A 22145-nucleotide genomic window follows, 5' to 3' on the forward strand; every position below is an offset into this window, starting at 1 on the left:
TGGAAGGGGAGGAGGAGCGCCGCGACACGCCGGTCGGATGCGGAAAGGGGAGGAGTTCCGGGCCGGAACGGGCGCGAAGTCCTCCCATCCCGGCCGGCGCGAGGCGCTCAGTCATAGCGCGCCTCGGCGAACCAGGCCGTGCCGGTGAGGGCGAGCAGCCACGCCGTCCCATCCGCGTCGACCAGCTGGAAGCGGTGCATCGCGCGGGCGAGGGAGGCGTCCCACCAGCGCTCGCGCACCGGCCAGGGGCCCGCCCACGAGTCGACGGGTTTGGCGTCCCGTGCGGCGCCCGTCGCCGAGAACGCGGCGATCGGCGCGGTCACCTCGCCGCGGTCGGTCACCTCCACCGTCTCGCCGGACGGGCTCAGCACCGCGACCGGCCGCGGCACCTCGAACACCGTGGACGGCGCGGGCGCCGGCAGCGAGCCCGGCCACGGCCGGTCGGCGCTCGGCACGCCGACCGGCCGGTCGCCCCACGGCACCAGCACCTGCCGGTCGGCGAGCGCGCGGCCGCCGCCGATCGTCGCGGTGAGCACGGCGTCGTGGCCGATCATGCTCTGCACGCGCGTGAGGCCGTGGTGGATGCGCTCGTCCGCCCCTCCGCCCCACAGCCCGTCCTCGTGGTGGCCGATGTCGTCCACCGCCTCCGGGGCGAGCGCGACCCGGGCGATCGGGGAGGCGAGGCCGCTGTCGGTGGGCCCGGAGCCCTGCAGCTGCCAGCGCACCCTGTCCACGACGTCCGCCGCGGAGAACAGCCGCGGGTGCAGCCAGGTGCGCTCGCTCGTGCGCCCGGACTCGTCGGTGACCTCCACCCGCAGCGCCGTGCAGACCAGGCCGGCCTTGGTGAGCCCGGCCGTGAACTGCTCGGCGGTGCCGCGGACGGCGAAGGTCACCTGGTCGACGCGGTCGAGCGGCGGCTCGAACTCGATCGCCCGGTCCAGCTGCTTCGGCGGGGTGCGCGGCACCACGCCTGCGCTGTCCATGCCGCTGGCCAGGTCGTGGGCGTGCTCGCCACGCTCGCCGAAGCGCTCGCGCACGTCCACCCTGTCGAGTGCGGCCAGGTCGCCGAGGGTGTGCAGGCCGAGCCTGCGCAGCAGCGGGGTGAGGTCGGTGAGCCCCAGCTGGGCGATCGGCCGCGGCGCGAGGAAGCCGGGGGAGCCGCCGGGAGGGATGATGCGCACGCGCTCCCCGCCCGTGGAGCGTGCGGCCTGCTCCGCGGCGTACGGCCCGTCGGCGACGCCGATGCGCGCCTCGGTCAGCGACAGCCCGTCCAGGCAGCGCAGCAGCTCGGCGGCGGCCTGCTCCTCTCCGCCGTAGTAGCGCGCCGGCCCGCGCGCCCGCAGGACGCAGGTGCCGGGCCGGACCGGCTGCACGCCGGGCGCGATCTGCTCGATCGCCGTCAGCACCGGGTCGAACGCCCGCTCGTCGAGCACCGGGTCGTACGGCACGACCTCCAGCTGCGGGCAGCGCGCCTGCGCCTCGCGCATCCGCAGCCCGCGCTTCACCCCGTCCGCCCGCGCCGCGGCGGAGCAGGCGAAGACGACCCCCTTCTCCACGAGCGCGAGCGGGACGTCCTCCGGCAGCTCGAGGTGCTGCCGGGCGGCGATCACCGGCCAGTCCGGGCACCAGAGCACGATCGCGCGGGTGACCTCGCGCATCAGCCGACCCCCTGGATCGGACCCACCGCCTCCAGCCGGGTGGGGCCGGACGCGCGGAAGCTCTCGTCCACCGCGGGCAGCCACAGCTCGGCGCGGCGCCGGGGGCCGGAGCCGCCGCGCGGCGCGGACTCCACGGTCACCCGCCGCGCGGAGAGGTAGCCGGTGCCGGAGCCGAGCCCGTCCCAGCCGCTGCGGGCCACCCGCAGCGTCGCCTCCACCTGCGGCCAGGCGCCGGCGACGACGAGCGTCGACTCGCGCTGGCGCAGTCGCGCGCTCAGCCGGGCCACGTCGCCGTCCGTCGCGCGGGCCGGGGGAGCGAGGACCACGACGCTGAGCACGTCGACCACGGCGGCGGTGACCGTCAGCCACTGGTCGCCGGGATGCGGGACCAGCACCAGCCGCTCCAGGTCGATGCCGAACCGGCCCGCCGCCTCCGCCCCGAAGTCCGGCATGCCGACGACCCCGCACCAGGCGCCCGCGGCGCTCGGGCCGGCGAGCATCGCCATCAGCAGCGTGGTGGAGCCGAGCACCGAGTAGGCGGCCCCGGCCTTGAGCGCTCCGCCGGGCAGCAGCGGCCCCAGTGCGGGGTGGGTCTGCAGCGACCGGCTCTCCAGCTTGGTCGCCTGCATCTGGCGGATGCGGGTCTGCAGCTCGTGCACCTGCGCCCGGTCGACGACCGGGTCTGCGGTGTGGAGGGCTGCCAGGGACATATCCCTATTTTCGAACACATGTTCGAACTTGGCAAATGCATTTTCGCTGTGCGCGACCCTGCCACGCACCCCCGACATGTGCGCCACAACCTCGCAAACACGCCGCCCCGGACCCTACATTTGTGCCAAATGTTGGGGTTCGCAGGGGCTGGAGGCCACATTTGTGCCAAATGTGGCAGGCGGCGGGGCTGAAGCCGACATTGTGCGAAATGTGGCAGACGGCGGGGGCTGGAGCCGTGCCGGTGCGGAAGGGCGCTAGGCGTCGGGCGCGGTGACGAAGTCGATAAGCTGCTCTACCCGGCCGAGCAGCTCTGGCTCCAGGTCGGAGTACGTGCTCACGCGCCCGAGGATCAGCTTCCACGCCCGCGCGATGTCCGCCTGCGACGCGTGCGGGAGGCCGAGCGCCTCGCAGATCCCGTGCTTCCACTCGATCGAGCGCGGGATGCTCGGCCACGCCTTCAGGCCCACCCTGGCCGGCTTCACCGCCTGCCAGATATCGATGTACGGGTGGCCGACCACCAGCACGTGGGCGCCGTACGGGCCGCGCGCGACCCGCTCGGCGATCCGGCTCTCCTTGGAGCCGGGGACGAGGTGGTCGACCAGGACGCCGATCCGGCGGCCGCGGCCGGGAGCGAACTCCTTCACGATCGCGTCCAGGTCGTCGACGCCCTCGAGGTACTCGACGACGACGCCCTCCACGCGCAGGTCGTCGCCCCACACCCGCTCCACGAGCTCGGCGTCGTGCCTGCCCTCCACGAAGATGCGGCTGGCGCGCGCCACCCTGGCCGGCGCGTCGCCGACCGCGAACGAGCCGGACGCGGTGCGCGTCCTGCCCTGCTGCCCGGCCTTCGGCACGACGAGGCGCACGGGCGCGCCGTCGATGAGGAAGCCGGAGGAGAGCGGGAAGACGCGCTTCTTGCCGAAGTAGTCCTCCAGCTCGACGGTCTGCGCCTCCAGGCGCGTGATCGCCCCGCAGAAGCCGGTCGCCGCCTCCTCGACCACGAGGTCGCGCACGGCCTCCACCTCGGGCACGGGCTTCCGGCCGGCGCTCCGCCAGTCCGTCGCGAGCACATCGGTTCCGTAGCGGTCGTCCATCACCCTGTGGAGGCTAGGCGAACGCGGCCCGCGGGTGGGGGAGGCGCTCCGTCAGTCGAAGACCCGCACCAGCCGCCAGGTGCGCTCGCCCGGGTCGTGCCGCACGTCGAACACGTGCGCGTCTCCGCTGTCGCTCGTGCCCTGGAACCGCCAGCCGCCGATCTCCCTCGGCAGGCTGCCGACCCCGTACCGGTGCTCGCCGAACGGCCGCCACCACGTGCAGATCTCCGCCCACACCGTCGGGGTGTCGGTGACCCGGTAGCGGGTCGCGCGCCAGACGAGCCGGGTGGGGACGCCGTCGTCGGTCGTCCACACCGCGACGGACTCGTCGATGTCGGTCATGGGACGCCTCCTCCCTCCGTGCCGAGCCGGTGGGCTCGAACATATGTTCGAAGAGAAGTGTAAGCCTCCCGGCCGACGGTGTCATGTCGCAGGGCATCGGTGACGTTCTGCATCCAGGGCGTCGGCACGATGTGGACGGACTGGCTTGGCGGGCACGCGAAGTTCAGTTCGTGTGTGGTGCCCCAACTGGTCGGCGCGTTGCAAGCCGGTGTCGGTGCCACAGCACTCGCTGCCATCATCGCCGCTGCGGTGAGTTGGGGGTTGGCGCGGTGACCGCTATCGTGCCAGCGTTGATGCAATACCGCGTGTGGTCGATTCAGGCCTGCGCTGCGAACGGGACCGGCGTCGAGCTGGCGTTTGCAGGCTTCGTCTGCTGTGCGCAATAGTGCCACCGATCAGAACGGAGACGCTCATGAAAACGCTCGAGAGGCTCGTCCTCGTCGGAATCGGCATCCTCGTCGGCGCTGCTGCCACGCTGATCATCATCGCCCTGCCGATGCTCATGAACCAGACGAGCGCAGCGATGGGCTACGTGACCACCGCCTCCATCATCGCCGTGGTCGGGCTGGCAGCCGCACTAATTCTCGGCGTCGTCAAACGAACTCGACCACTGTGATACCGATGCCGTCCGCCTGCGTTTCCGCTATTCGTAGAACGATTTCCGGCAGATGCACGTGCCGCGCAATACGATGAGACGGCGCCGCGCGGACATCGTCGGGCCACTGCGAGATGACGAGACGGACGTGGGAATCGATGGGTTCATCGACTGAGTCCCATGTAAGATCTGGTATTGTACCGTGAAATCCGGGCGCTGTCGCCCCGCTTTGAATATCCCATACGTCGGACCGGGCTGATCTACGATGTCACATGCTGAAGGACCGAAGTCACCGCTCTACTACCTTGTCGAGGACTTCTTCGTATCGTTGCTCGTCGGCGCCGCTATGGCCGCCATTCTGGTAATGCTCGGCGCTACGATGCAGGCGATTCTCGCGACCGCGCTCGGAGCGCCGGGGGTCTACTTCCTCGGGCAAAGATACCGGCGGCTGCGGGCCCGCAAGCACACCGCTGCACGCATCACGCACTGACCTCATCACCGCGCCGGCTATCACGTAGACCAACACGGAGGGGTGCGAGCCCAGGCTCGCACCCCTCCTTCATGTCCGCCGCGGAGCCAGTGGTTCCTCTGCGTAGCCGGAACGGTCGCCGATCTGCCGGGACAGGACACCTCCCGGCCGACGGAGCGCACCTGCCATACTGAGCGCCATGACTGACTTCAGCGATCCGTCCGGGGCGTCGCTGCGCCTGAGCGACGATGAGCGCGAGCGCGCGGTCGGCGCGCTGCAGGCCCACGCTGCGCAGGGCAGGCTCACCGACGCCGAGCTCGCGTCCCGCAGCTCTGCGGCGCGCGCCGCGGTCACCAGAGGCGACCTCGCGCCGCTGTTCTCCGACCTGCCGGGGCCGCTGGAGCTGGACGGGGGAGCGCCGGCGACCGGCTCCGTGCGCCGGCCGATGGCGGCCCAGCAGAGCGCCGCCGGGTACGCCGACGAGGACGCCTCCCGTCGTCGCCCGGAGCGCTGGGGCTACGTCGTGGTCTCGATCGTCCCGTTCGTCGCACTCATCCTGTTCTTCGTCACCGGGATGGCGTGGGGCTACCAGTACAGCTGGCTCTGGTTCCTGCTCATCCCGATCGTCGGGGCCATCGCGTACGGCGCCGACGGCGGCCGCCGCCGCTGACGCCCCGCGCCGCCGACTCCACGGTCCTCTCCTGTCGCATACGGAGGACTTTCCGACGCGGAGCGACCGCCACCGCCTCCCTTTCCGGCAGACACGCAGTGTGGGGACGGCGGCATCCTCCTTTCCGCAGCCCGGACCGACGGGGACCTCAGCCGAGAGTGGCGCCGAAGATCAGGCCCAGGATGTAGGTGGCGGCGGCAGCGCCGTAGCCGATGCCGAGCTGGCGCAGCGCGCGCTTGAGCGGCGACGCGCCGGAGAGCAGGCCGACGACGGCGCCCGTGCCGAGCAGCACCAGGCCGACCAGCACCGCGGAGACGATCACCGCGAGCGTCCCGGTCAGCCCGAACAGGTACGGGAGGATCGGGATGAGCGCGCCGGAGGCGAAGAAGCAGAAGCTCGAGACGGCCGCGCTCCAGCCGTTGCCGACGGCCTCGTGCTCGTCCACGTCGCTCGGCACCGCCGGGACCGGCGAGGTGTAGGCGCCGAGCGTCGACAGCACCTCGTGCGCGTGGCTCTGCGCCTCCTCCGGCGCCATCCCGCGGGCGCGGTAGACGAGGGTCAGCTCGTTCGCGTCGACGTCGAGGTGCGGCAGAGCGGAGGCGGTCGCCGGGTTGGGGCTGGATGCTTCGAGCAGCTCGCGCTGCGAGCGGACGGAGACGTACTCGCCCGCACCCATCGACAGTGCTCCCGCCAGCAGGCCGGAGATGCCGGTCAGCAGCACGACGTGCGTCGGGACGCCGCTCGCGCTGACGCCGAGCACCAGGGCCAGGTTGCTCACCAGGCCGTCGTTCGCGCCGAAGACTGCCGCGCGGAAGGTCCCGGAGAGGCGCTGCCGTCCCCGGGCGGCCAGGGCGCGCACGACCTCCTCGTGCACCTGCTCGTCGGCCGCCATCCGCGGCGTCGCGTCGGCGTCGGCGGCGTAGGGGGAGCGCGCCTCCGCGCGCTGGGCCAGCGCGAGCACGAACACCGAGCCGAAGCGGCGCGCGAGGAAGCCGAGCATCCTGGTGCGGATGTCGCCGCGCAGCGGGCGTCCGACATTTTCGCCGAGCAGGGTCAGCCAGTGCTGCTCGTGCCGGCGCTCCGCCTCGGCGAGCGCGAGCAGGATCTCGCGCTCCTCGCCGTCCCTGCGCCCGGCGAGGTCGCGGTAGACGGCGGCCTCGGCTCGTTCGTCGGCGAGGTACCGCCGCCAGCGCTTGATGTCGGCGGCGGACGGTGCGGGTGAGGGTGCTGCTGCTGGTGCGTCGGGGCTCATCGATCAGCTAGCTTAGGCGACCGTCCGGTGCCGGCGGCCGTGGCGAACCGCTCGCCCCACTCGGCAGCGACGCGGACGACCTCCTCCGGGCCCTCGATGCGGAACGGCGCGCCGAGCGCGGCGAGGCCGAACAGCGCCCACTCCGGCGTGTCCGCCGTCATCCGCACGCGGGTCACGCCAGCGCTGACCGCCTCCGCCGTCGCCCAGCGGCCGACCGTCTCCTGCACGTGCGCGAGCGGAGCATCCACCTCGGCCACGACGAGAAGGGGATCGGCGGCTCCCGCGAGCCCGTCGCGCACGAACGCGGCGGCGTCCTCCGCGGGCAGCGTGCGCGGCCGGAACCGGGCGCCGGTGGGTCGCGGGTCGCTCAGCCGGTCCAGCCGGAAGCTGCGCCAGTCGAAGCGGGTGAGGTCGTAGGCCACCAGATACCAGCGCCTGCCGAGGGAGACCAGCCGGTGCGGCTCGACCGTCCGCTCCGTCTCCGCTCCGTCCTTGGCCGTGTAGGAGAAGCGCAGGCGCTCCTCGTCGCGGCAGGCCTGCGCCACCGCGGTCAGGGTGGCGGCGTCCGCGACCGGCCCCGGCCGCAGCGCGGACGCGAGCGTCGCGACGCGCAACGCGTCCACCCGGCGGCGTAGCCGCGGCGGCATCACCTGGACCACCTTGGCCAGCGCGCGGACCGACGCCTCCTCGACGCCGGAGATGCCGCTCTGCGCCGCGGTGCGCAGGCCGACGGCCAGAGCGACGGCCTCCTCGTCGTCCACCACGAGCGGAGGCAGGGACGCGCCGGCCGCGAGCTGGTAGCCGCCGGCGACGCCCCGCGTCGCGTCCACCGGGTAGCCGAGGTCGCGCAGCCGGTCGACGTCCCTGCGCAGCGTGCGCGGCGACACGCCGAGCCGCTCTGCGAGCTCCTGGCCAGGCCAGTAGCGGTGGGTCTGGAGCAGGGAGAGCAGCTGGAGCGTGCGGGATCCGGTGCTGGCCATGCGCCCAGTCTGGCGCAGCTACCGGCCGGAAAGTGACCGCATGAGGAACCGCCTCCCCCGCGCCGCCGTCAGCGACCGTCCTCCGGAACCCGCAGCGCCGGCTGGCCGCGCCGGGAGAGGGTGAGCACCGCCTCGGCGATGTGCTCGTTGCGCTCGAGCTCCTGCTCGACCGCGTACAGGTCGTCCGCGACGTCCGACTCCCTGTCGTCCCCGACCAGGTCGACCGCGGCGACCAGGAAGACGCGCTCCGGGCCCACGTACTCCAGGTGCAGATAGCTGACCGAGTTCACCTCGGGATGCCGCAGCAGCATCCCGAGCACGGCCTGCGTGACCCGCTCCGGCGCCTCCTCGCCGAGCAGGAAGCGCCGGTTCCTGTCGATCAGCACGAACGCGACGACCGCGAGCAGCGCGCCGACCAGGATGGAGCCGAGCGCGTCGAACAGCGCGTTGCCGGTCAGCTCGTGCAGCAGCACGCCGAGGAAGGCGATCAGCAGGCCGATGAGGGCCGCGGCGTCCTCCGCGAACACCGCACGCAGGGTCGGGTTGGAGGTGCTGAGCACGTGCTCGACGGTGCTCGTGCCGCGCTCGTCCGCGAGCGCGTGCGCCTGCCGGTACGACTGCAGGAACGAGACGCCCTCGAAGACGAAGGCGACGGCGAGCACGATGTAGTTGATCAGATAGTCGGTCTCCGGCTCGTCGGCCCCCAGCTGCGACACGCCGTGCATGATCGAGACGACGGCGCCGGCGGTGAACAGGCCGACCGCGGCGAACAGCGACCACACGTACGCCTCGCGGCCGTAGCCGCCGGGATGCGCGCGGTCCCGCGGCCGGGCCGCGACCCGCTCGGCCTGCAGCAGGAACAGCTCGTTGCCGGCATCCGCCCAGGAGTGAGCGGCCTCCGCGACCATCGACGCCGACCCGGTGAGGAAGCCGGCGACGCTCTTGGCGATCGCGACGAGCACGTTCGCGCCCAGGGCGAGGAGCACGGTGAGGAGGCTGGAGCTCTGGCGGCTGGACGTCTCGCTGCTGGCCGGCGACATGGCGCAACACTAGTACCGGGCGGGCGGATGCTGAACCGCATGGGAACGGCCGAACGACGAAGGGCCCCGACCATGAGATCGGGGCCCTTCCGCGGTGTCCGAGGGGGGACTTGAACCCCCACGCCCTATACGGGCACTAGCACCTCAAGCTAGCGCGTCTGCCATTTCCGCCACCCGGACTCGGGTGTATCGGGGCCGAACGTTCCGGCCGCCGAAGAAAGACATTAGCACGGATTGGACGGGCCCCCTCACATCGCGACGCACCCCGGGCGTGGCGCGTGCACTTCCGCCGAAGGGCGGGTTTCGCGGTAGCCTGTCTGCGGGCGGGATGGATCCGCCCCATGACAGCAGGAAGAAGAAACGATGGCCACAGGTACCGTCAAATGGTTCAACGCGGAGAAGGGCTTCGGATTCATCTCTCCGGACGACGGCTCCGCCGATGTTTTCGCCCACTTCAGCGAGATCCAGTCGCAGGGCTACCGCAGCCTCGAGGAGAACCAGAAGGTCGAGTTCGAGGTGACGCAGGGCCCCAAGGGCCTGCAGGCCTCGAACATCCGCCCGCTCTGAGTCCTCGACTCGACAGCAGCACTCGACGCTACCCGGCCTCACGGCCGGGTAGCGTTGACGCATGACCGACTCCCGCATCGTCCCCGTGCCAGAGCCAGAACTCGACGAGACCGCGATCATCGCGAGGGATCTCATCCGGTTCGACACCACGAACTACGGCGAAGGCAAGTCGAACGGCGAGACGGACGCCGCGGAGTACGTCGAGGCGCGTCTGCGCGACCTCGGCCTGTCCCCGCAGCTGTTCGACTCCGACCCCGGGCGCACCAGCGTCGTCGCCCGCGTCGAAGGGCGCGACCGGTCCAAGCCGGCGCTCGTTGTGCACGGGCACCTCGACGTCGTCCCGGCCGACCCGCGCAACTGGTCGGTCGACCCGTTCGGCGGCGTCGTCAAGGACGGCCTGCTCTGGGGCCGCGGCGCCGTTGACATGAAGAACATGGACGCGATGATCCTCACCGCGGTCGGCGACATCCTGCGCGCGGGGGAGCAGCCGGAGCGCGACCTGGTCGTCGCGCTCTTCGCCGACGAGGAGGACGGCGGCCGGCGCGGCTCGCACTTCCTCGTCGACAACCACCCCGAGCTCTTCGCCGGAGCCACCGAGGCCATCAGCGAGGTCGGCGGCTACTCGATCGACCTCGACGGCCGGCGTGCCTACCTGCTGCAGACCGGCGAGAAGTCGCTGGTCTGGATCAAGCTCATCGCGCGCGGCCGCGCCGCCCACGGCTCGCGCCTGATCGAGGACAACGCCATCACCAAGCTGGCGGAGGCCCTCGTGAAGGTCGGCCGGCAGGACTGGCCGATCCAGCTCACCGCGACGACCAGCAGGCTGATCGCCGAGCTCGGCCGTCTGCTCGGCATCGACCCGAAGCAGGTCGGCCCGGACGAGGTGGTGCTGCGCACCGGAACGGCGGCCGGCTTCATCCTCGCGACGCTGCGCACCACCAGCAACCCGACGCTGCTGGAGGCCGGCTACAAGCACAACGTGATCCCCGACACGGCGGAGGCGCTGGTCGACATCCGCACGCTGCCCGGCGACGAGGACCGCATCCTCGCCGAGGTGCGCGAGCTCGTCGGCGACGACATCGAGGTGCGCATCATGCACCGTGACATCGGGCTCGAGGCCGACTTCGGCGGCGAGCTGATCGACGCGATCACCGGCACGCTCGAGACGCACGACCCGGGCGCGCCCGTGCTGCCGTACCTCCTCTCCGGCGGCACCGACAACAAGGCGCTCAGCAAGCTCGGCATCACCGGCTACGGTTTCGCGCCGCTGCGGCTGCCGAAGGAGCTCGACTTCCCCGGGATGTTCCACGGCGTCGACGAGCGCGTGCCGCTCGACGCGCTCGTGTTCGGAAGGACCGTCCTGCGCGATCTGCTGCGCAGCTACTGAAGGAACCCATGGACTTCATCAACGCCGTCATCCTCGGGCTCGTCCAGGGGCTGACCGAGTTCCTGCCCATCTCCTCCAGCGCGCACATCCGCATCGTCGGCGAGCTGCTGGGCACCGGGGCCGACCCCGGCGCGCGGTTCACCGCGCTCATCCAGCTCGGCACCGAGGCGGCCGTGCTGCTCTACTTCTGGCGCGACATCGTCCGCATCGTCTCACGCTGGTTCCTCGCCCTGTTCGGGCGCATCCCGCGGGGCGACCCGGACGCCAGGATGGGCTGGCTGGTCATCCTGGGCAGCATCCCGATCGTCGTTCTCGGCCTGTTCTTCCAGGACGCGATCGAGACGACGTTCCGCTCGCTCTGGATCGTCGCGACCACGCTCATCGTGTTCGGCATCCTGCTCGGCATCGCGGACTGGGTGGGCGCGAAGACCCGGCGGCTCAAGGAGCTGACCTGGGGGCACGGCATCATCTTCGGCTTCGCGCAGGCGCTCGCTCTGATCCCGGGCGTCTCGCGCTCCGGCGGCACGATCACCGCGGGGCTGTTCATGGGCTACCAGCGCCGCGCCGCCGCGCGCTACTCGTTCCTGCTGGCGCTGCCCGCCGTCTTCGGCAGCGGCTTCTACCAGCTCTACAAGGCGATCAAGGAGCCGTGCACGCAGGCGCTCGCGGACGCCGGGAAGTGCACGCTCGAGGTGTTCGGGCCCGCGGAGACCGCGGTGGCCACGATCGTCGCGTTCGTCGTCGGCCTGATCGTGATCGCGTTCTTCATGGGCTACATCTCGCGCCGCAGCTTCCTGCCGTTCGTCATCTACCGCATCGTGCTCGGCGTGCTGCTGATGATCCTGCTCGGCACCGGCGTCCTGGCGGCCTGACCGCGCGATGCGCGCCTGGAACCCGCCCGCCGTTCCCGTCGTCCCCGGCGACGGGGTCACGCCGCTGCTGCACGACACCGCCTCCGGGCAGCGCGTAGAGGCGGGCGTGGACGACGTCGCCCGGCTGTACGTGTGCGGCATCACGCCGTACGACGCGACGCACCTCGGCCACGCCGCCACCTACCTCGCCTTCGACACGCTGCAGCGGGTGTGGCGGGACGCCGGGCGCACGGTCCACTACGCCCAGAACATCACCGACGTCGACGACCCGCTGCTGGAGCGCGCTGCGGCCACCGGCGTGAACTGGCGCGAGCTCGCCGCGACCGAGATCGAGGGCTTCCGGCGCGACATGGAGTACCTTTCGGTCCTCCCCCCGGACGACTACGTCGCCGTCACCGAGGTGATCCCGCAGGTCGGTCTGGCCGTCGAGCGGATGCTGCAGGGCGGCGTCGCCTACCGCGTCGAGGACGACGTCTACTTCGACATCGCCGCCGCGCAGGAGGTCGCGCCCTGGCTGCTCGGCGAGGAGAGCGGCCTCGACCGCGACGCGATGCTCGCGCTGTCCGCCGAGCGCGGCGGGGATCCCGACCGGCCGGGCAAGCGCGACCCGCTCGACCCGCTGCTCTGGCGCGCGGCACGAGCGGGCGAGCCGAGCTGGCCGTCGGCCGTGGGGGAGGGACGCCCTGGCTGGCACATCGAGTGCTCGGTCATCGCGCTCATGCACCTCGGCCGGGACTTCACCGTGCAGGGCGGCGGCTCGGACCTGATCTTCCCGCACCACGAGCTGAGCGCCGGCCACGCCGCGGTGCTCAGCGGGCACCCGCTCGCGCGGGTGTGCAGCCACACGGGCATGATCGCGTACCGCGGCGAGAAGATGAGCAAGTCGCTCGGCAACGTGGTGCTGGTCGCCACGCTCCGCGAGCAGGGGCTGGAGGCCGCCGTGCTCCGGCTCGCCGTGCTCGCGCACCACTACCGAAGCGACTGGGAGTGGTTCGACGACGCGCTGGAGGCGGCCGGCGAACGCCTGGCGCGCTGGCGCGCCGCGACCGCGAACCGGGCGCTGGCGGTCGGCGCCGACGCGGAGCTCGAGGAGCGCGCCGTGGTGGAGCGGATGCGCGCGGCGCTGCGCGACGACCTGGACACGCCGTCGGCGCTGCGGGCCGTCGATCAGTGGTCGGCGACGCATCCCCCCGCTGCGACCGGCCTCGTCCCGGCCGCCGTCCAGGCCCTCCTCGGCGTCACGCTCTGACTCAGCCGGCGCCACAGGGGACCCGACACGCCGCGTCGCGACCGCCGCTCCGGCGTGTCGCGTCCCTGCTCCCGCACGCCGGCGTCAGCCGCGGCGCGGGTCGTCCGGGGCGCGGCCCGCGGTGCCGCCGTCGCGGCCGTCGCCGCGCTTGCGCAGATAGCGCTCGAACTCCTGCGCGATCGCCTCGCCGCTCGCCTCCGGCGAGTCGACCGTGTCCCTGGCCTGCTCCAGCTGCTGGATGTACGCCGCCATCTCCTCGTCGTCCGCGGCGAGCGCGTCGATCCCGGCCTCCCAGGCCGCCGCCTCCTCCACGAGCGAACCGCGCGGGATGGTCACGTCCACCAGCTCCTCGAGCTTGTCGATCAGCGCGAGCACCGCCTTCGGGCTCGGCGCGTTGTGCACGTAGTGCGGGACCGACGCCCAGATCGAGATGGTCGGGATGCCGACGTCCTCCGCGCCCTCGCCGAGCGCGCTCAGGATGCCGACGGGACCCTCGTAGGTCGAACGCTCGATGCCGAGCTCAGCGCGCACGGCCGCGTTCTCGCTGGACGCGAAGACCGAGATCGGCCGGGTGTGCGGGACGTCGGCGAGCATCGCGCCGAGGAAGACGACGGCGCCGATGTCGGCCGCGAGCGCGGCGTCCATGATCTCGGCGGTGAACGACTTCCAGCTGCGGGACGGCTCCGTGCCGAGCAGCAGGTAGATGTTGCCCGCGTTGTCGCCGGTCACATCCAGCTCGGCGTCGCCGGCGAGTGCGTCGCCGGTGTGGCCGGGCACGGCGGGGCCGAACATGACGGCGGAGGGCCAGATCAGCCTGCGCCTGCCGTCGTCGTCGGTGACAACAGGGCGGTTGAACTGGAAGTCGAAGTAGAGCTCGGGATCCACCTCGGCGACGGGGACGACGTCCAGCTGCTCCTTGAGCGTCTTCACCGCGCCGCTCGCCGCCTCGCCTGCGTCGTTCCACCCCTCGAAGGCCACCACCAGGATGCGGCCGCTCAGGATGCTGTTCGCGTCAGTCACGTGGGTTCGTGGTCCTCTCGTCGGCGGCCGGTCGGCGCCATCCATCCAGGATAGGCCCGAGGTGCCCCGGGATAGACTTGTCCGTCGTGACCTCACTGACTCCGCACGGGATGCCGGCCGCCGTCTTCTGGGACATGGACGGCACCCTGGTCGACACCGAACCGTATTGGATGGCCTCCGAGCAGGAACTCGTCGGCTCGTTCGGCGGCACCTGGACCCACGACGACGGCCTGCTGCTGGTCGGCCTCGGCCTCTGGAACTCCGCCGAGATCCTGCGCTCGCGCGGCGTCGACATGGACGAGGACGCGATCGTGCACTGGCTCACCGAGCGCGTGCGCGAGCGGCTGGCGACCGACGGCGTCCCGTGGCGCCCCGGCGCGCGCGAGCTGCTGAAGTCGCTGCGCGAGAACGGCGTCCGCACCGCCCTCGTCACCATGTCGGTGCGCTCGATGGCGGAGCAGATCGTGGCCGGGATCCCCTTCGACGCGTTCGACGTGATCGTCTCGGGCGACGAGGTGGACGAGCCGAAGCCGCACCCGGAGCCCTACCTGCGCGCGGCGACCCTGCTCGGCGTCGACCCGCGCGACGCGGTCGCGATCGAGGACTCGCTGGTCGGGCTGTCCTCCGCGGTGGCCGCAGGCACGACGACGATCGGCGTCCCGCACATCGTCCCGCTGCCCGAATCGGACCGGCACACGCTGTGGCCGACCCTGGACGGCCGGACGGCCGATGACATCGCCGCGGTCGCCGCCGCGCGCACGGAGGCCACCCGATGAACGAGACCCGCCGCAGCTCCGGCCCCTTCCGCGCGGGCGACCGCGTGCAGCTGACCGGGCCCAAGGGCCGGCTGAACACCATCACCCTGGAGCCCGGCAAGCTGTTCCACTCGCACCGCGGCGTCCTGGAGCACGACGCGATCATCGGGCTGCCGGACGGCTCCGTGGTCACGAACAACGCCGGCGTCGAGCACCTGGCCCTGCGTCCGCTGCTCAACGACTTCGTGATGTCGATGCCGCGCGGCGCCGCCATCGTCTACCCGAAGGACGCCGCGCAGATCCTCGCCCTCGCCGACATCTTCCCCGGCGCGACGGTCGTGGAGGCCGGGGTCGGCTCCGGCGCCCTGTCGCTCTGGCTGCTGCGCGCGATCGGTCCGGAGGGCCGGCTGCTCTCGTTCGAGCGCAGGGACGAGTTCGCCGACGTCGCCCGCGACAACGTCGCGACGTTCCTCGGCTCCGACCCGGAGAACTGGAGCGTGACCGTCGGCGACCTGCAGGAGCAGCTGCCCGCCGCCGTCGAGCCCGGGAGCGTCGACCGCGTCGTGCTCGACATGCTCGCGCCGTGGGAGACCCTGGAGCCGGTGACGGAGGCGCTCAAGCCCGGCGGCGTCCTGATCTGCTACATCGCGACCGTCACGCAGCTCTCGCGCGTCGCCGAGGCGATCCGCGCGACCGGCCACTACACGCATCCCCAGTCGAGCGAGACGATGGTCCGCGGCTGGCACGTCGAGGGCCTGGCGGTGCGTCCCGACCACCGCATGATCGCGCACACCGGCTTCCTGCTGACCGCCCGCCGCCTCGCCCCCGGCACGGTCCTGCCGGAGCTCAAGCGCCGGCCGTCGAAGAGCGACTACAGCGCGGAGGACGTCGAGGCGTGGACGCCCGGCGCTCTCGGCGAACGCCAATCGACCCCCAAGGCGCTTCGCAAGCGGATGCGCGAGGCTGCGGCGAGCGCCGAGCTCGCCAAGGCGCGCGAGGACGACGCGAGCGTCGACTAGCATGAACAGGGCGTGAGGATCATCCCTCGCACCCTCCCCACCGATCGGATCGAAAGAGGACCCGTGCGCAGAGTTCCCGCTCTCGTCGTGGCGGCAGGCATCGTCGCCGTCGCGCTCACCGGATGCAGTTCGGACCCCAACACCGACTGCGCCACGGCGCTGCCGAGCGGAAAGGCGTCCGACCTGGTCACCGCGACCGGGAAGATCGGCTCCGAGCCGAAGGTGAGCGTGCCGACCCCTGTCGACACCTCGACCTCGCAGCGCACGGTCCTGACCACCGGGACGGGGAAGCAGGTGCACACCGGCCAGCAGGTCGAGGTGGGCTACACCATCGTCGACGGCAGCTCGGGCGAGGTCACCGGGTCCGGCTACGGCACGAAGGCGGCGGTCATCTCGCTCGCCTCCGACGTCATCAGCAAGGGCCTGCAGTGCACGACGGTCGGCTCGCGCGTCGCGGTCGCCGTCGCCCCGAAGGACGCCGGCGCCCAGTCCGACGCCGGCGGCCCCGCGCAGATCTACGTGCTCGACGTCGTCTCCACGTCGCTGTCGCGGGCGGACGGCGCCGTGCGCCCCGCCGCGAACGGCTTCCCGACCGTCGTCCTCGCGCCCACCGGTCAGCCGGGCGTCACCATCCCGTCCTCGGGCGGCGCTCCGACGAAGGTGCGCAGCGAGCTGCTGAAGGCGGGCGACGGCGCCGAGGTCAAGAAGACCAGCCTGGTCACCCTGCAGTACACCGCGGTGGGCTGGGACTCCAAGACCGTGACCACCACGAGCTGGGGCCAGGGCGGTCCCGACCTCGCCGACATGTCCTCGGGCCAGAGCCAGCTGCAGAACCAGCAGAGCTCGGTGCTGCCGCAGGCGATGCTCGGCGAGCTGGTCGGCCAGAAGGTCGGCTCCCAGCTGGTCATCGAGACGCCGAAGGACGGGTCCCGCCCGGCCGAGGCCTGGGTCGTCGACATCCTCGCGGTCCGCTGACCGGCGGCTCCGACCGCACTAGGATGGTCGGGTGCCCCGATCGTCGTCCTCGCCTGCGCGCGTCCCGGTCGAGGAGCGTCTGTTCAGTCTGGTCCTGGCGCTGCTCGCGACCGAGAACGGCCTGACCAAGAACGAGATCCTCTCGACGGTCCAGGGCTACCGCCAGCGCTTCGACGCGCACGGCGACAACAGCAGCCTGGAGCGCCAGTTCGAGCGCGACAAGGACGACATCCGCGAGCTCGGCGTCCCCCTGGAGACGGTCGAGTCGCCGGAGGCGGCCGGCAACAACCAGCTGTTGCGCTACCGCATCCCGAAGGGCGCGTACGACCTGCCGCAGGACGTGGTCTTCTCCCCGGAGGAGATCACCCTGCTCGGCCTCGCCGCCACGGTGTGGCGCGAAGGGTCGCTGTCCGGCGAGTCCCGTCGCGCGCTGATGAAGCTGCGCTCGCTCGGCGTCGAGGCGGACGACCCCGTCGTCGGCTACGCGCCACGGCTGCGCGTGCGCGAGAGCGCGTTCGAGCCCCTCAGCCAGGCGCTGGAGCGCCACGCGATCGTGCAGTTCCCCTACCTCAAGCCCGGCGAGAGCGCTTCGCGGCTGCGCACGGTCGCCCCGCTGTCGCTCGTGCAGCACCAGGGCCGCTGGCACCTGCAGGGCATCGACCAGGACGCGGGCGGCTCGCGCACGTTCCTGCTCTCCCGGATGGTCGGCCCTGTCAAGATCACCGCGCGCAGCTTCCGGCCGGAAGGCGGCGACTTCGCCGAGCAGGCGCTGGCGGAGCTGGAGCGGATCTGGGCGGCGAACGTCGCGGAGATCGAGGTGACGGCGGGAACGGACGCCGCGACCCGTCTCGGCAAGCGCTACGGGGACGCGGTGCCGCAGGCCGGCGACGGCGAGTCGTTCCGGCTCACCGTCAACTTCTCCGACATGAACATCCTCGCCGACCAGCTCGCGAGCTTCGGGCCGGAGGTGCTCGTCCTCTCGCCGCAGGAGCTGCGCGAGAAGGTGCTGGCGCGCCTGGAGGCCACGGCGGCGGCGCACGACGGTATGGGGGAGCGCCATGGCTGAGCGGCAGAGGCCGATGCAGGCGCAGGACAAGCTCGCCTTCCTGCTGGCGCTCGTGCCCTACCTGATGGACAGGGACAGGGTGAGCGTCGCGGAGGCGGCGGAGCACTTCGGTGTCGACGCGGAGAGCATGCGCGAGGCCGTCCGGCTGATCGCGGTCTCCGGCGTGCCGGGCGAGACCAATGCGTACCAGCCGGGCGACCTGTTCGACATCGCCTGGGACGACTTCGAGGAGAACGACCAGATCGTCCTCACCCACCAGGTCGCGATCGACGACTCGCCGCGGTTCTCCGCGCGCGAGGCGGCCGCGCTGATCGCCGGCCTGCAGTACCTCACCGCGCTGCCGGAGAACGCCGACCGCGACGTGATCGGCTCGCTGATGGCGAAGCTCGCGCGCGGGGCGTCGGCCGCGCCGAGCCAGGTGGCCGTCGCGCGGTCCGAGGCGGACGAGGCGCTCGCCACCATCCGCGACGCGGTCGTTGCCGGGACGCAGCTCGAGTTCGACTACCTCAACTCGCGCGGCGAGCGCGAGCGCCGCCGCGTCGACCCGCTGCGCGTCGAGTCCATCGACCAGGACTGGTACCTGCGCGGCTGGGACCACCTGCGCACCGCGATCCGCACCTTCCGGCTCGACAGGATCGACGGCCTCGTCGCCACCGACGAGCCCATCACTTACCGGCCGGGGGACGTGACGCTGCCGGAGACCCTGTTCGAGGGCACGCCGGACGACCTCCTGGTCACCATCGAGGTCTCGGCCTCCGCCGTCCCGCTCATCGAGGACTACATCCCGGAGGGCGCGGCGCGCACCGAGCACGACGGACTCGTCACCACGAGCCTGCGGGTCGCGCACTTCCACGGCCTCAAGCGGCTCGTGGCCGGCCTCTCCGGCGTGCTCACGGTGCTCGACCCGCCCGGGGCGCGGCGTGTCGTCGCGGACTGGGCGCGCGCGGGCGCCGACCGCTACCGGTAGGCTGCGCCGCCGTTCGCTCTAGCGCCGTAGAACTCCGCAGCGGTTGCCGTGGCCGCCATCGCTTCCGGAGTTCTGCACGCGACACGCCGGTGCGAACCGTGCACAACTCCGGAACGGATAGCGTCCGTCGGCGCCTGGGGAGGCTCCGCTACCGGTAGGCTGCCCCCATGCCCTGGTGGTCGTGGATGCTGATCTGGATCGTGCTCGTGCTCGGTCTGCTCGGGATGCTCGCGTTCTTCGCCTGGTGGCTGTTCCGGAAGCTCATGGCGGCCGCCCACGAGGCGTCAGCGCTGCTCGAGAAGACGGAGATCCTGAGCCGGCGCGCCGAGGAACTGCGGGAGGAACCCTTCCATCCCGCCGTCCTGGCCGATGCCGGAGAACTTCGCGCAGCGCGCGAGCAGACCATCGCCGATCGGGCCGTCGCACGGCAAGCTCGCAGGGATGCCCGGGTTCGGCGCGGTAAACTGCTGGTCGAAGCGGACCCGTTCCGCTACGCCCACCTGACCAAAAGGACCTGATCATGTTCGGTGGCCTCACCGGATGGCACCTGCTCATCATCCTCGCCATCATCCTGCTTCTCTTCGGTGCGCCGAAGCTTCCCGCGCTCGCGCGCAGCATCGGCCAGTCGATGCGCATCTTCAAGGGCGAGGTCGACGAGATGAAGAAGGACGACGACAAGGACCAGAAGGGCGCCACCGACGCCGGCCCCTCCGCCTCCTCGTCGACGCCCGCCGCCAGCGACTCGACCGAGTCCAAGCCGAATTCCTGAACCGGTGGCCTCGACAAAGCGAGGCAAGAACCGCGAAGGACGGATGACGCTCGCCGAGCACTTCATCGAGCTTCGCAAACGCCTCTTCCGCTCCGCCCTGGCTCTGATCGCCGGCGCCATCATCGGCTGGTTCATCGCCGGTCCGGTGATGGACGCCATGCGCGGTCCGGTGACCGAGATCGCCAAGCAGCAGGGCCGAGAGGCGATGCTGAACTACGACAGCATCACCGGCGCGTTCGACCTCAAGATGCAGATGGCGATCACGATCGGCGCCATCATCTCCAGCCCGGTCTGGCTCTACCAGATCTGGGCGTTCTTCGTGCCCGCCCTCACCCGGCGGGAGCTGAAGTACGCCTTCGGGTTCTTCTTCACGGCCGTCCCGCTGTTCATCGCCGGCGGCATCGCCGGCTGGCTGCTCGTGCCGCACATCGTGAGCCTGCTCACCAGCTTCGCTCCGGAGCAGGACTCGGCGATCATCGCGGCGAAGACCTACTTCGACTTCATCATGAAGCTCGTGATCGCGGTGGGCATCGCATTCGTGCTCCCGGTCTTCCTGGTGCTGCTCAACTTCGTCGGCGTGCTCAGCGCGAAGTCGATCATCGCGTCGTGGCGCTGGGCGCTCATCCTGATCGCCCTGTTCACCGCGATCGCCACGCCTGCGGCCGACGTGCTGTCGATGTTCCTGCTCGCCATCCCGATGGTGCTGCTGTACTTCGCGGCCTACGGCGTCGCCTGGATCCACGACCGCCGTGCGGCGAAGGCGGCGGACCGGCTGGAGGCCGAGCTCGCCGCCTGAGCGCGAGCGGGACGAGAGCATAAGGTGGTCGAGTGACCGACCAGCAGCTCTCCCCGTCCGAGCGGTTCGCGGCGTCACGGCAGCGGGCCAGCCAGCCGCTGCTGGAGACGTTCCGCGCGGGGCTCCGCTTCGACCTCGACCCGTTCCAGCGCGAGGCCTGCGCGAGCCTGGAGAACGGCCGCAGCGTCCTGGTCGCGGCGCCCACCGGGGCCGGCAAGACGATCGTGGCCGAGTTCGCGGTGTTCCTCGCCATGCGCGAGGCGAACGCGAAGGTGTTCTACACCACGCCGATGAAGGCGCTGAGCAACCAGAAGTTCCAGGAATTCGTGGAGGCGTACGGGCCGGAGTCGGTCGGGCTGCTCACCGGTGACACCAACATCAACTCGCACGCGCGCATCGTCGTGATGACGACCGAGGTGCTGCGCAACATGCTCTACGCCGACTCCGACCTGCTCGGCGACCTCGCGTACGTGGTGATGGACGAGGTGCACTACCTGGCCGACCGGTTCCGCGGCGCCGTGTGGGAGGAGGTCATCATCCACCTGCCGCCAGCCGTGCGGATGGTCTCGCTCAGCGCAACGGTCTCCAACGCCGAGGAGTTCGGCGACTGGCTGCAGGCCGTCCGCGGCGACACCGACGTGATCGTGTCGGAGGAGCGGCCGGTGCCGCTGGAGCAGCACATCCTGATGCGCTCAAAGCTGATCGACCTGTTCGACTCGTCGGGCCTCGCCGCCACCAACCGGGTGAACCCGGAGCTGGTGCAGATGGCCCGCTACGGCGGCCGGGTGCTCAGCAGCAGGCAGATGCGCGACGTCGGCCGCTACCACTCGAAGGGCGGCCGTCCGGACGCGTTCCGGATGAACCGGGCCGAGCTGGTCGCGCTGCTCGACGAGCGCAACCTGCTGCCTGCCATCTTCTTCATCTTCAGCCGCAACGGCTGCGACGCCGCGGTCAAGCAGGTGCTGCGCGCGGGCGTGCGGCTCACCGAGCGGCAGGAGCGCGACGAGATCCGCGCGATCGTAGAGGAGCGCTGCCGCACCCTGCTGGACGAGGACCTCGCGGTGCTCGGCTACTGGGAGTGGCTGGAGGGCCTGGAGCGCGGTGTCGCCGCCCACCACGCCGGGATGCTGCCGGCCTTCAAGGAGGTCGTGGAGGAGCTGTTCCGCCGCAAGCTGGTCAAGGTCGTCTTCGCGACCGAGACGCTCGCGCTCGGCATCAACATGCGGGCCCGCACCGTGGTGCTGGCTATGCTGGAGAAATTCAACGGCGAGGCGCGCGTGCCCATCACGCCGGGGGAGTACACGCAGCTCACGGGTCGCGCTGGCCGCCGCGGCATCGACGTCGAGGGGCACTCCGTCATCCAGTGGGTCGACGGGCTCGACCCCCAGGCGGTCGCGTCGCTCGCGAGCAGGCGCACCTACCCGCTCAACTCGAGCTTCAAGCCCACGTACAACATGGCGGTCAACCTCATCGAGCAGTTCGGACGCGAGCGCACGCGCGAGATCCTCGAGTCGAGCTTCGCGCAGTTCCAGGCCGACCGCGCCGTCGTCGACCTCGCCCGGAAGGTGCGGTCGCAGCAGCAGTCGCTCGACGGCTACGCGAACTCGATGAAGTGCCACCTGGGCGACTTCTCGGAGTACTCGACGCTGCGCCGCGAGCTCACCGACCTCGAGCGCAAGGGCATCTCGAACACGGCGTCGCGCGCGGAGCGCGACCGCCGCCAGCGCCAGCTCTCCGACCTGCGCCGCCGCATGAAGCAGCACCCGTGCCACGCGTGCCCCGAGCGCGAGTCGCACGCCCGCTGGGCCGAGCGCTACTGGAAGCTCAAGCGCGAGACCGACCAGCTGACCGCCCAGATCCGCACGCACACAGGCGCCGTCGCGAAGGTGTTC

24 protein-coding genes and 1 tRNA gene are annotated in these 22145 nt (G+C 71.5%); 16 read left to right on the top strand and 9 right to left on the bottom strand.

Annotation, left to right across the window (positions count from 1 at the left end; genetic code table 11):
• Positions 1-107 precede the first annotated feature (107 nt).
• The 4 genes from ACTHMF_RS05555 to ACTHMF_RS05570 form a co-directional block, all read right to left on the bottom strand.
• Positions 108-1658, bottom strand: coding sequence for a DNA polymerase Y family protein (locus ACTHMF_RS05555; protein ID WP_440316628.1), 1551 nt, complete (start codon positions 1656-1658; stop codon positions 108-110).
• Entirely contained in the window at positions 1658-2368 is a 711-nt protein-coding gene (locus tag ACTHMF_RS05560) for a hypothetical protein (RefSeq protein WP_314149143.1), read from the bottom strand. The genes ACTHMF_RS05555 and ACTHMF_RS05560 overlap by 1 nt, the downstream gene beginning before the upstream one ends.
• Before the next feature lie 255 nt (positions 2369-2623).
• A complete protein-coding gene (locus tag ACTHMF_RS05565) occupies positions 2624-3463 on the bottom strand; it encodes a DUF3097 domain-containing protein (protein WP_440316629.1) in 840 nt (279 codons plus the stop codon).
• 51 nt (positions 3464-3514) lie between these two features.
• Positions 3515-3805 carry a DUF6504 family protein gene (locus tag ACTHMF_RS05570; RefSeq protein ID WP_314149141.1) on the bottom strand — a complete coding sequence of 97 codons (291 nt, stop codon included), beginning with the start codon at positions 3803-3805 and terminating at the stop codon, positions 3515-3517.
• A gap of 412 nt (positions 3806-4217) precedes the next feature.
• On the opposite strand from ACTHMF_RS05570, the gene ACTHMF_RS05575 reads away from it, so the two are divergent.
• The 3 genes from ACTHMF_RS05575 to ACTHMF_RS05585 all read left to right on the top strand — a co-directional run bounded on the left by ACTHMF_RS05575 (position 4218) and on the right by ACTHMF_RS05585 (position 5539).
• The gene (locus tag ACTHMF_RS05575) at positions 4218-4421 is read left to right on the top strand and encodes a hypothetical protein (protein ID WP_440316630.1); all 204 of its coding nucleotides are present in this window, start codon (positions 4218-4220) and stop codon (positions 4419-4421) included.
• A 244-nt stretch (positions 4422-4665) separates the two neighbouring features.
• Positions 4666-4890, top strand: a complete 225-nt coding sequence (locus tag ACTHMF_RS05580) for a hypothetical protein (RefSeq protein ID WP_440316631.1) — start codon at positions 4666-4668, stop codon at positions 4888-4890.
• Between the two features lie 178 nt (positions 4891-5068).
• Entirely contained in the window at positions 5069-5539 is a 471-nt protein-coding gene (locus ACTHMF_RS05585) for a DUF1707 domain-containing protein (protein WP_440316632.1), read from the top strand.
• A gap of 148 nt (positions 5540-5687) precedes the next feature.
• Here ACTHMF_RS05585 and ACTHMF_RS05590 read toward each other — a convergent pair whose 3' ends face one another.
• The 4 genes from ACTHMF_RS05590 to ACTHMF_RS05605 all read right to left on the bottom strand — a co-directional run bounded on the left by ACTHMF_RS05590 (position 5688) and on the right by ACTHMF_RS05605 (position 8991).
• Positions 5688-6791, bottom strand: coding sequence for a VIT1/CCC1 transporter family protein (locus ACTHMF_RS05590; RefSeq protein ID WP_440316633.1), 1104 nt, complete (start codon positions 6789-6791; stop codon positions 5688-5690).
• On the bottom strand, positions 6788-7771 hold the full coding sequence (locus tag ACTHMF_RS05595; RefSeq protein ID WP_440316634.1) for a helix-turn-helix transcriptional regulator: 984 nt from the start codon (positions 7769-7771) through the stop codon (positions 6788-6790). Before ACTHMF_RS05595 ends, ACTHMF_RS05590 begins: the two co-directional genes overlap by 4 nt.
• 68 nt (positions 7772-7839) lie before the next feature.
• Positions 7840-8811, bottom strand: coding sequence for a cation diffusion facilitator family transporter (locus tag ACTHMF_RS05600; RefSeq protein ID WP_314149135.1), 972 nt, complete (start codon positions 8809-8811; stop codon positions 7840-7842).
• A 95-nt stretch (positions 8812-8906) separates the two neighbouring features.
• Positions 8907-8991: transfer RNA gene (locus tag ACTHMF_RS05605), tRNA-Leu, on the bottom strand.
• Between the two features lie 183 nt (positions 8992-9174).
• Between ACTHMF_RS05605 and ACTHMF_RS05610 the strand changes: the two genes are divergently transcribed.
• The 4 genes from ACTHMF_RS05610 to mshC all read left to right on the top strand — a co-directional run bounded on the left by ACTHMF_RS05610 (position 9175) and on the right by mshC (position 12886).
• Positions 9175-9378 carry a cold-shock protein gene (locus tag ACTHMF_RS05610; RefSeq protein WP_314149134.1) on the top strand — a complete coding sequence of 68 codons (204 nt, stop codon included), beginning with the start codon at positions 9175-9177 and terminating at the stop codon, positions 9376-9378.
• Positions 9379-9439: 61 nt separating this feature from the next.
• The gene (locus ACTHMF_RS05615; protein WP_440316636.1) at positions 9440-10765 is read left to right on the top strand and encodes a M20/M25/M40 family metallo-hydrolase; all 1326 of its coding nucleotides are present in this window, start codon (positions 9440-9442) and stop codon (positions 10763-10765) included.
• Positions 10766-10773: 8 nt separating this feature from the next.
• On the top strand, positions 10774-11637 hold the full coding sequence (locus ACTHMF_RS05620; RefSeq protein ID WP_440316637.1) for an undecaprenyl-diphosphate phosphatase: 864 nt from the start codon (positions 10774-10776) through the stop codon (positions 11635-11637).
• Positions 11638-11644: 7 nt separating this feature from the next.
• On the top strand, positions 11645-12886 hold the full coding sequence (gene mshC, locus ACTHMF_RS05625) for a cysteine--1-D-myo-inosityl 2-amino-2-deoxy-alpha-D-glucopyranoside ligase (RefSeq protein ID WP_440316638.1): 1242 nt from the start codon (positions 11645-11647) through the stop codon (positions 12884-12886).
• Between the two features lie 84 nt (positions 12887-12970).
• Here mshC and ACTHMF_RS05630 read toward each other — a convergent pair whose 3' ends face one another.
• Positions 12971-13906, bottom strand: a complete 936-nt coding sequence (locus ACTHMF_RS05630; RefSeq protein ID WP_314147433.1) for a proteasome assembly chaperone family protein — start codon at positions 13904-13906, stop codon at positions 12971-12973.
• Between the two features lie 110 nt (positions 13907-14016).
• On the opposite strand from ACTHMF_RS05630, the gene ACTHMF_RS05635 reads away from it, so the two are divergent.
• The 9 genes from ACTHMF_RS05635 to ACTHMF_RS05675 all read left to right on the top strand — a co-directional run.
• Complete coding sequence (locus ACTHMF_RS05635; RefSeq protein WP_314147434.1) at positions 14017-14682, top strand: HAD family hydrolase; 666 nt, start codon at positions 14017-14019, stop codon at positions 14680-14682.
• A complete protein-coding gene (locus tag ACTHMF_RS05640; protein ID WP_440316639.1) occupies positions 14679-15680 on the top strand; it encodes a tRNA (adenine-N1)-methyltransferase in 1002 nt (333 codons plus the stop codon). The genes ACTHMF_RS05635 and ACTHMF_RS05640 overlap by 4 nt, the downstream gene beginning before the upstream one ends.
• A gap of 63 nt (positions 15681-15743) precedes the next feature.
• The gene (locus tag ACTHMF_RS05645; protein ID WP_440316640.1) at positions 15744-16655 is read left to right on the top strand and encodes a peptidylprolyl isomerase; all 912 of its coding nucleotides are present in this window, start codon (positions 15744-15746) and stop codon (positions 16653-16655) included.
• 31 nt (positions 16656-16686) lie between these two features.
• Positions 16687-17721, top strand: a complete 1035-nt coding sequence (locus tag ACTHMF_RS05650) for a helix-turn-helix transcriptional regulator (protein WP_440316641.1) — start codon at positions 16687-16689, stop codon at positions 17719-17721.
• Entirely contained in the window at positions 17714-18688 is a 975-nt protein-coding gene (locus ACTHMF_RS05655) for a helix-turn-helix transcriptional regulator (RefSeq protein WP_440316642.1), read from the top strand. Before ACTHMF_RS05650 ends, ACTHMF_RS05655 begins: the two co-directional genes overlap by 8 nt.
• A gap of 167 nt (positions 18689-18855) precedes the next feature.
• On the top strand, positions 18856-19206 hold the full coding sequence (locus ACTHMF_RS05660; protein WP_440316643.1) for a hypothetical protein: 351 nt from the start codon (positions 18856-18858) through the stop codon (positions 19204-19206).
• A gap of 2 nt (positions 19207-19208) precedes the next feature.
• A complete protein-coding gene (tatA, locus tag ACTHMF_RS05665; protein ID WP_314147427.1) occupies positions 19209-19457 on the top strand; it encodes a Sec-independent protein translocase subunit TatA in 249 nt (82 codons plus the stop codon).
• Between the two features lie 43 nt (positions 19458-19500).
• Positions 19501-20253 (top strand): twin-arginine translocase subunit TatC, encoded by a 753-nt coding sequence (gene tatC, locus ACTHMF_RS05670; protein WP_440316644.1) that lies wholly within the window; start codon positions 19501-19503, stop codon positions 20251-20253.
• 32 nt (positions 20254-20285) lie between these two features.
• Positions 20286-22145 (top strand): DEAD/DEAH box helicase (locus tag ACTHMF_RS05675; RefSeq protein WP_440316645.1); only part of this gene is annotated, 1860 nt, incomplete at its 3' end.

Origin of the sequence: Leifsonia sp., assembly GCF_051955155.1 — a bacterium.
GTDB lineage: Bacteria > Actinomycetota > Actinomycetes > Actinomycetales > Microbacteriaceae > Leifsonia.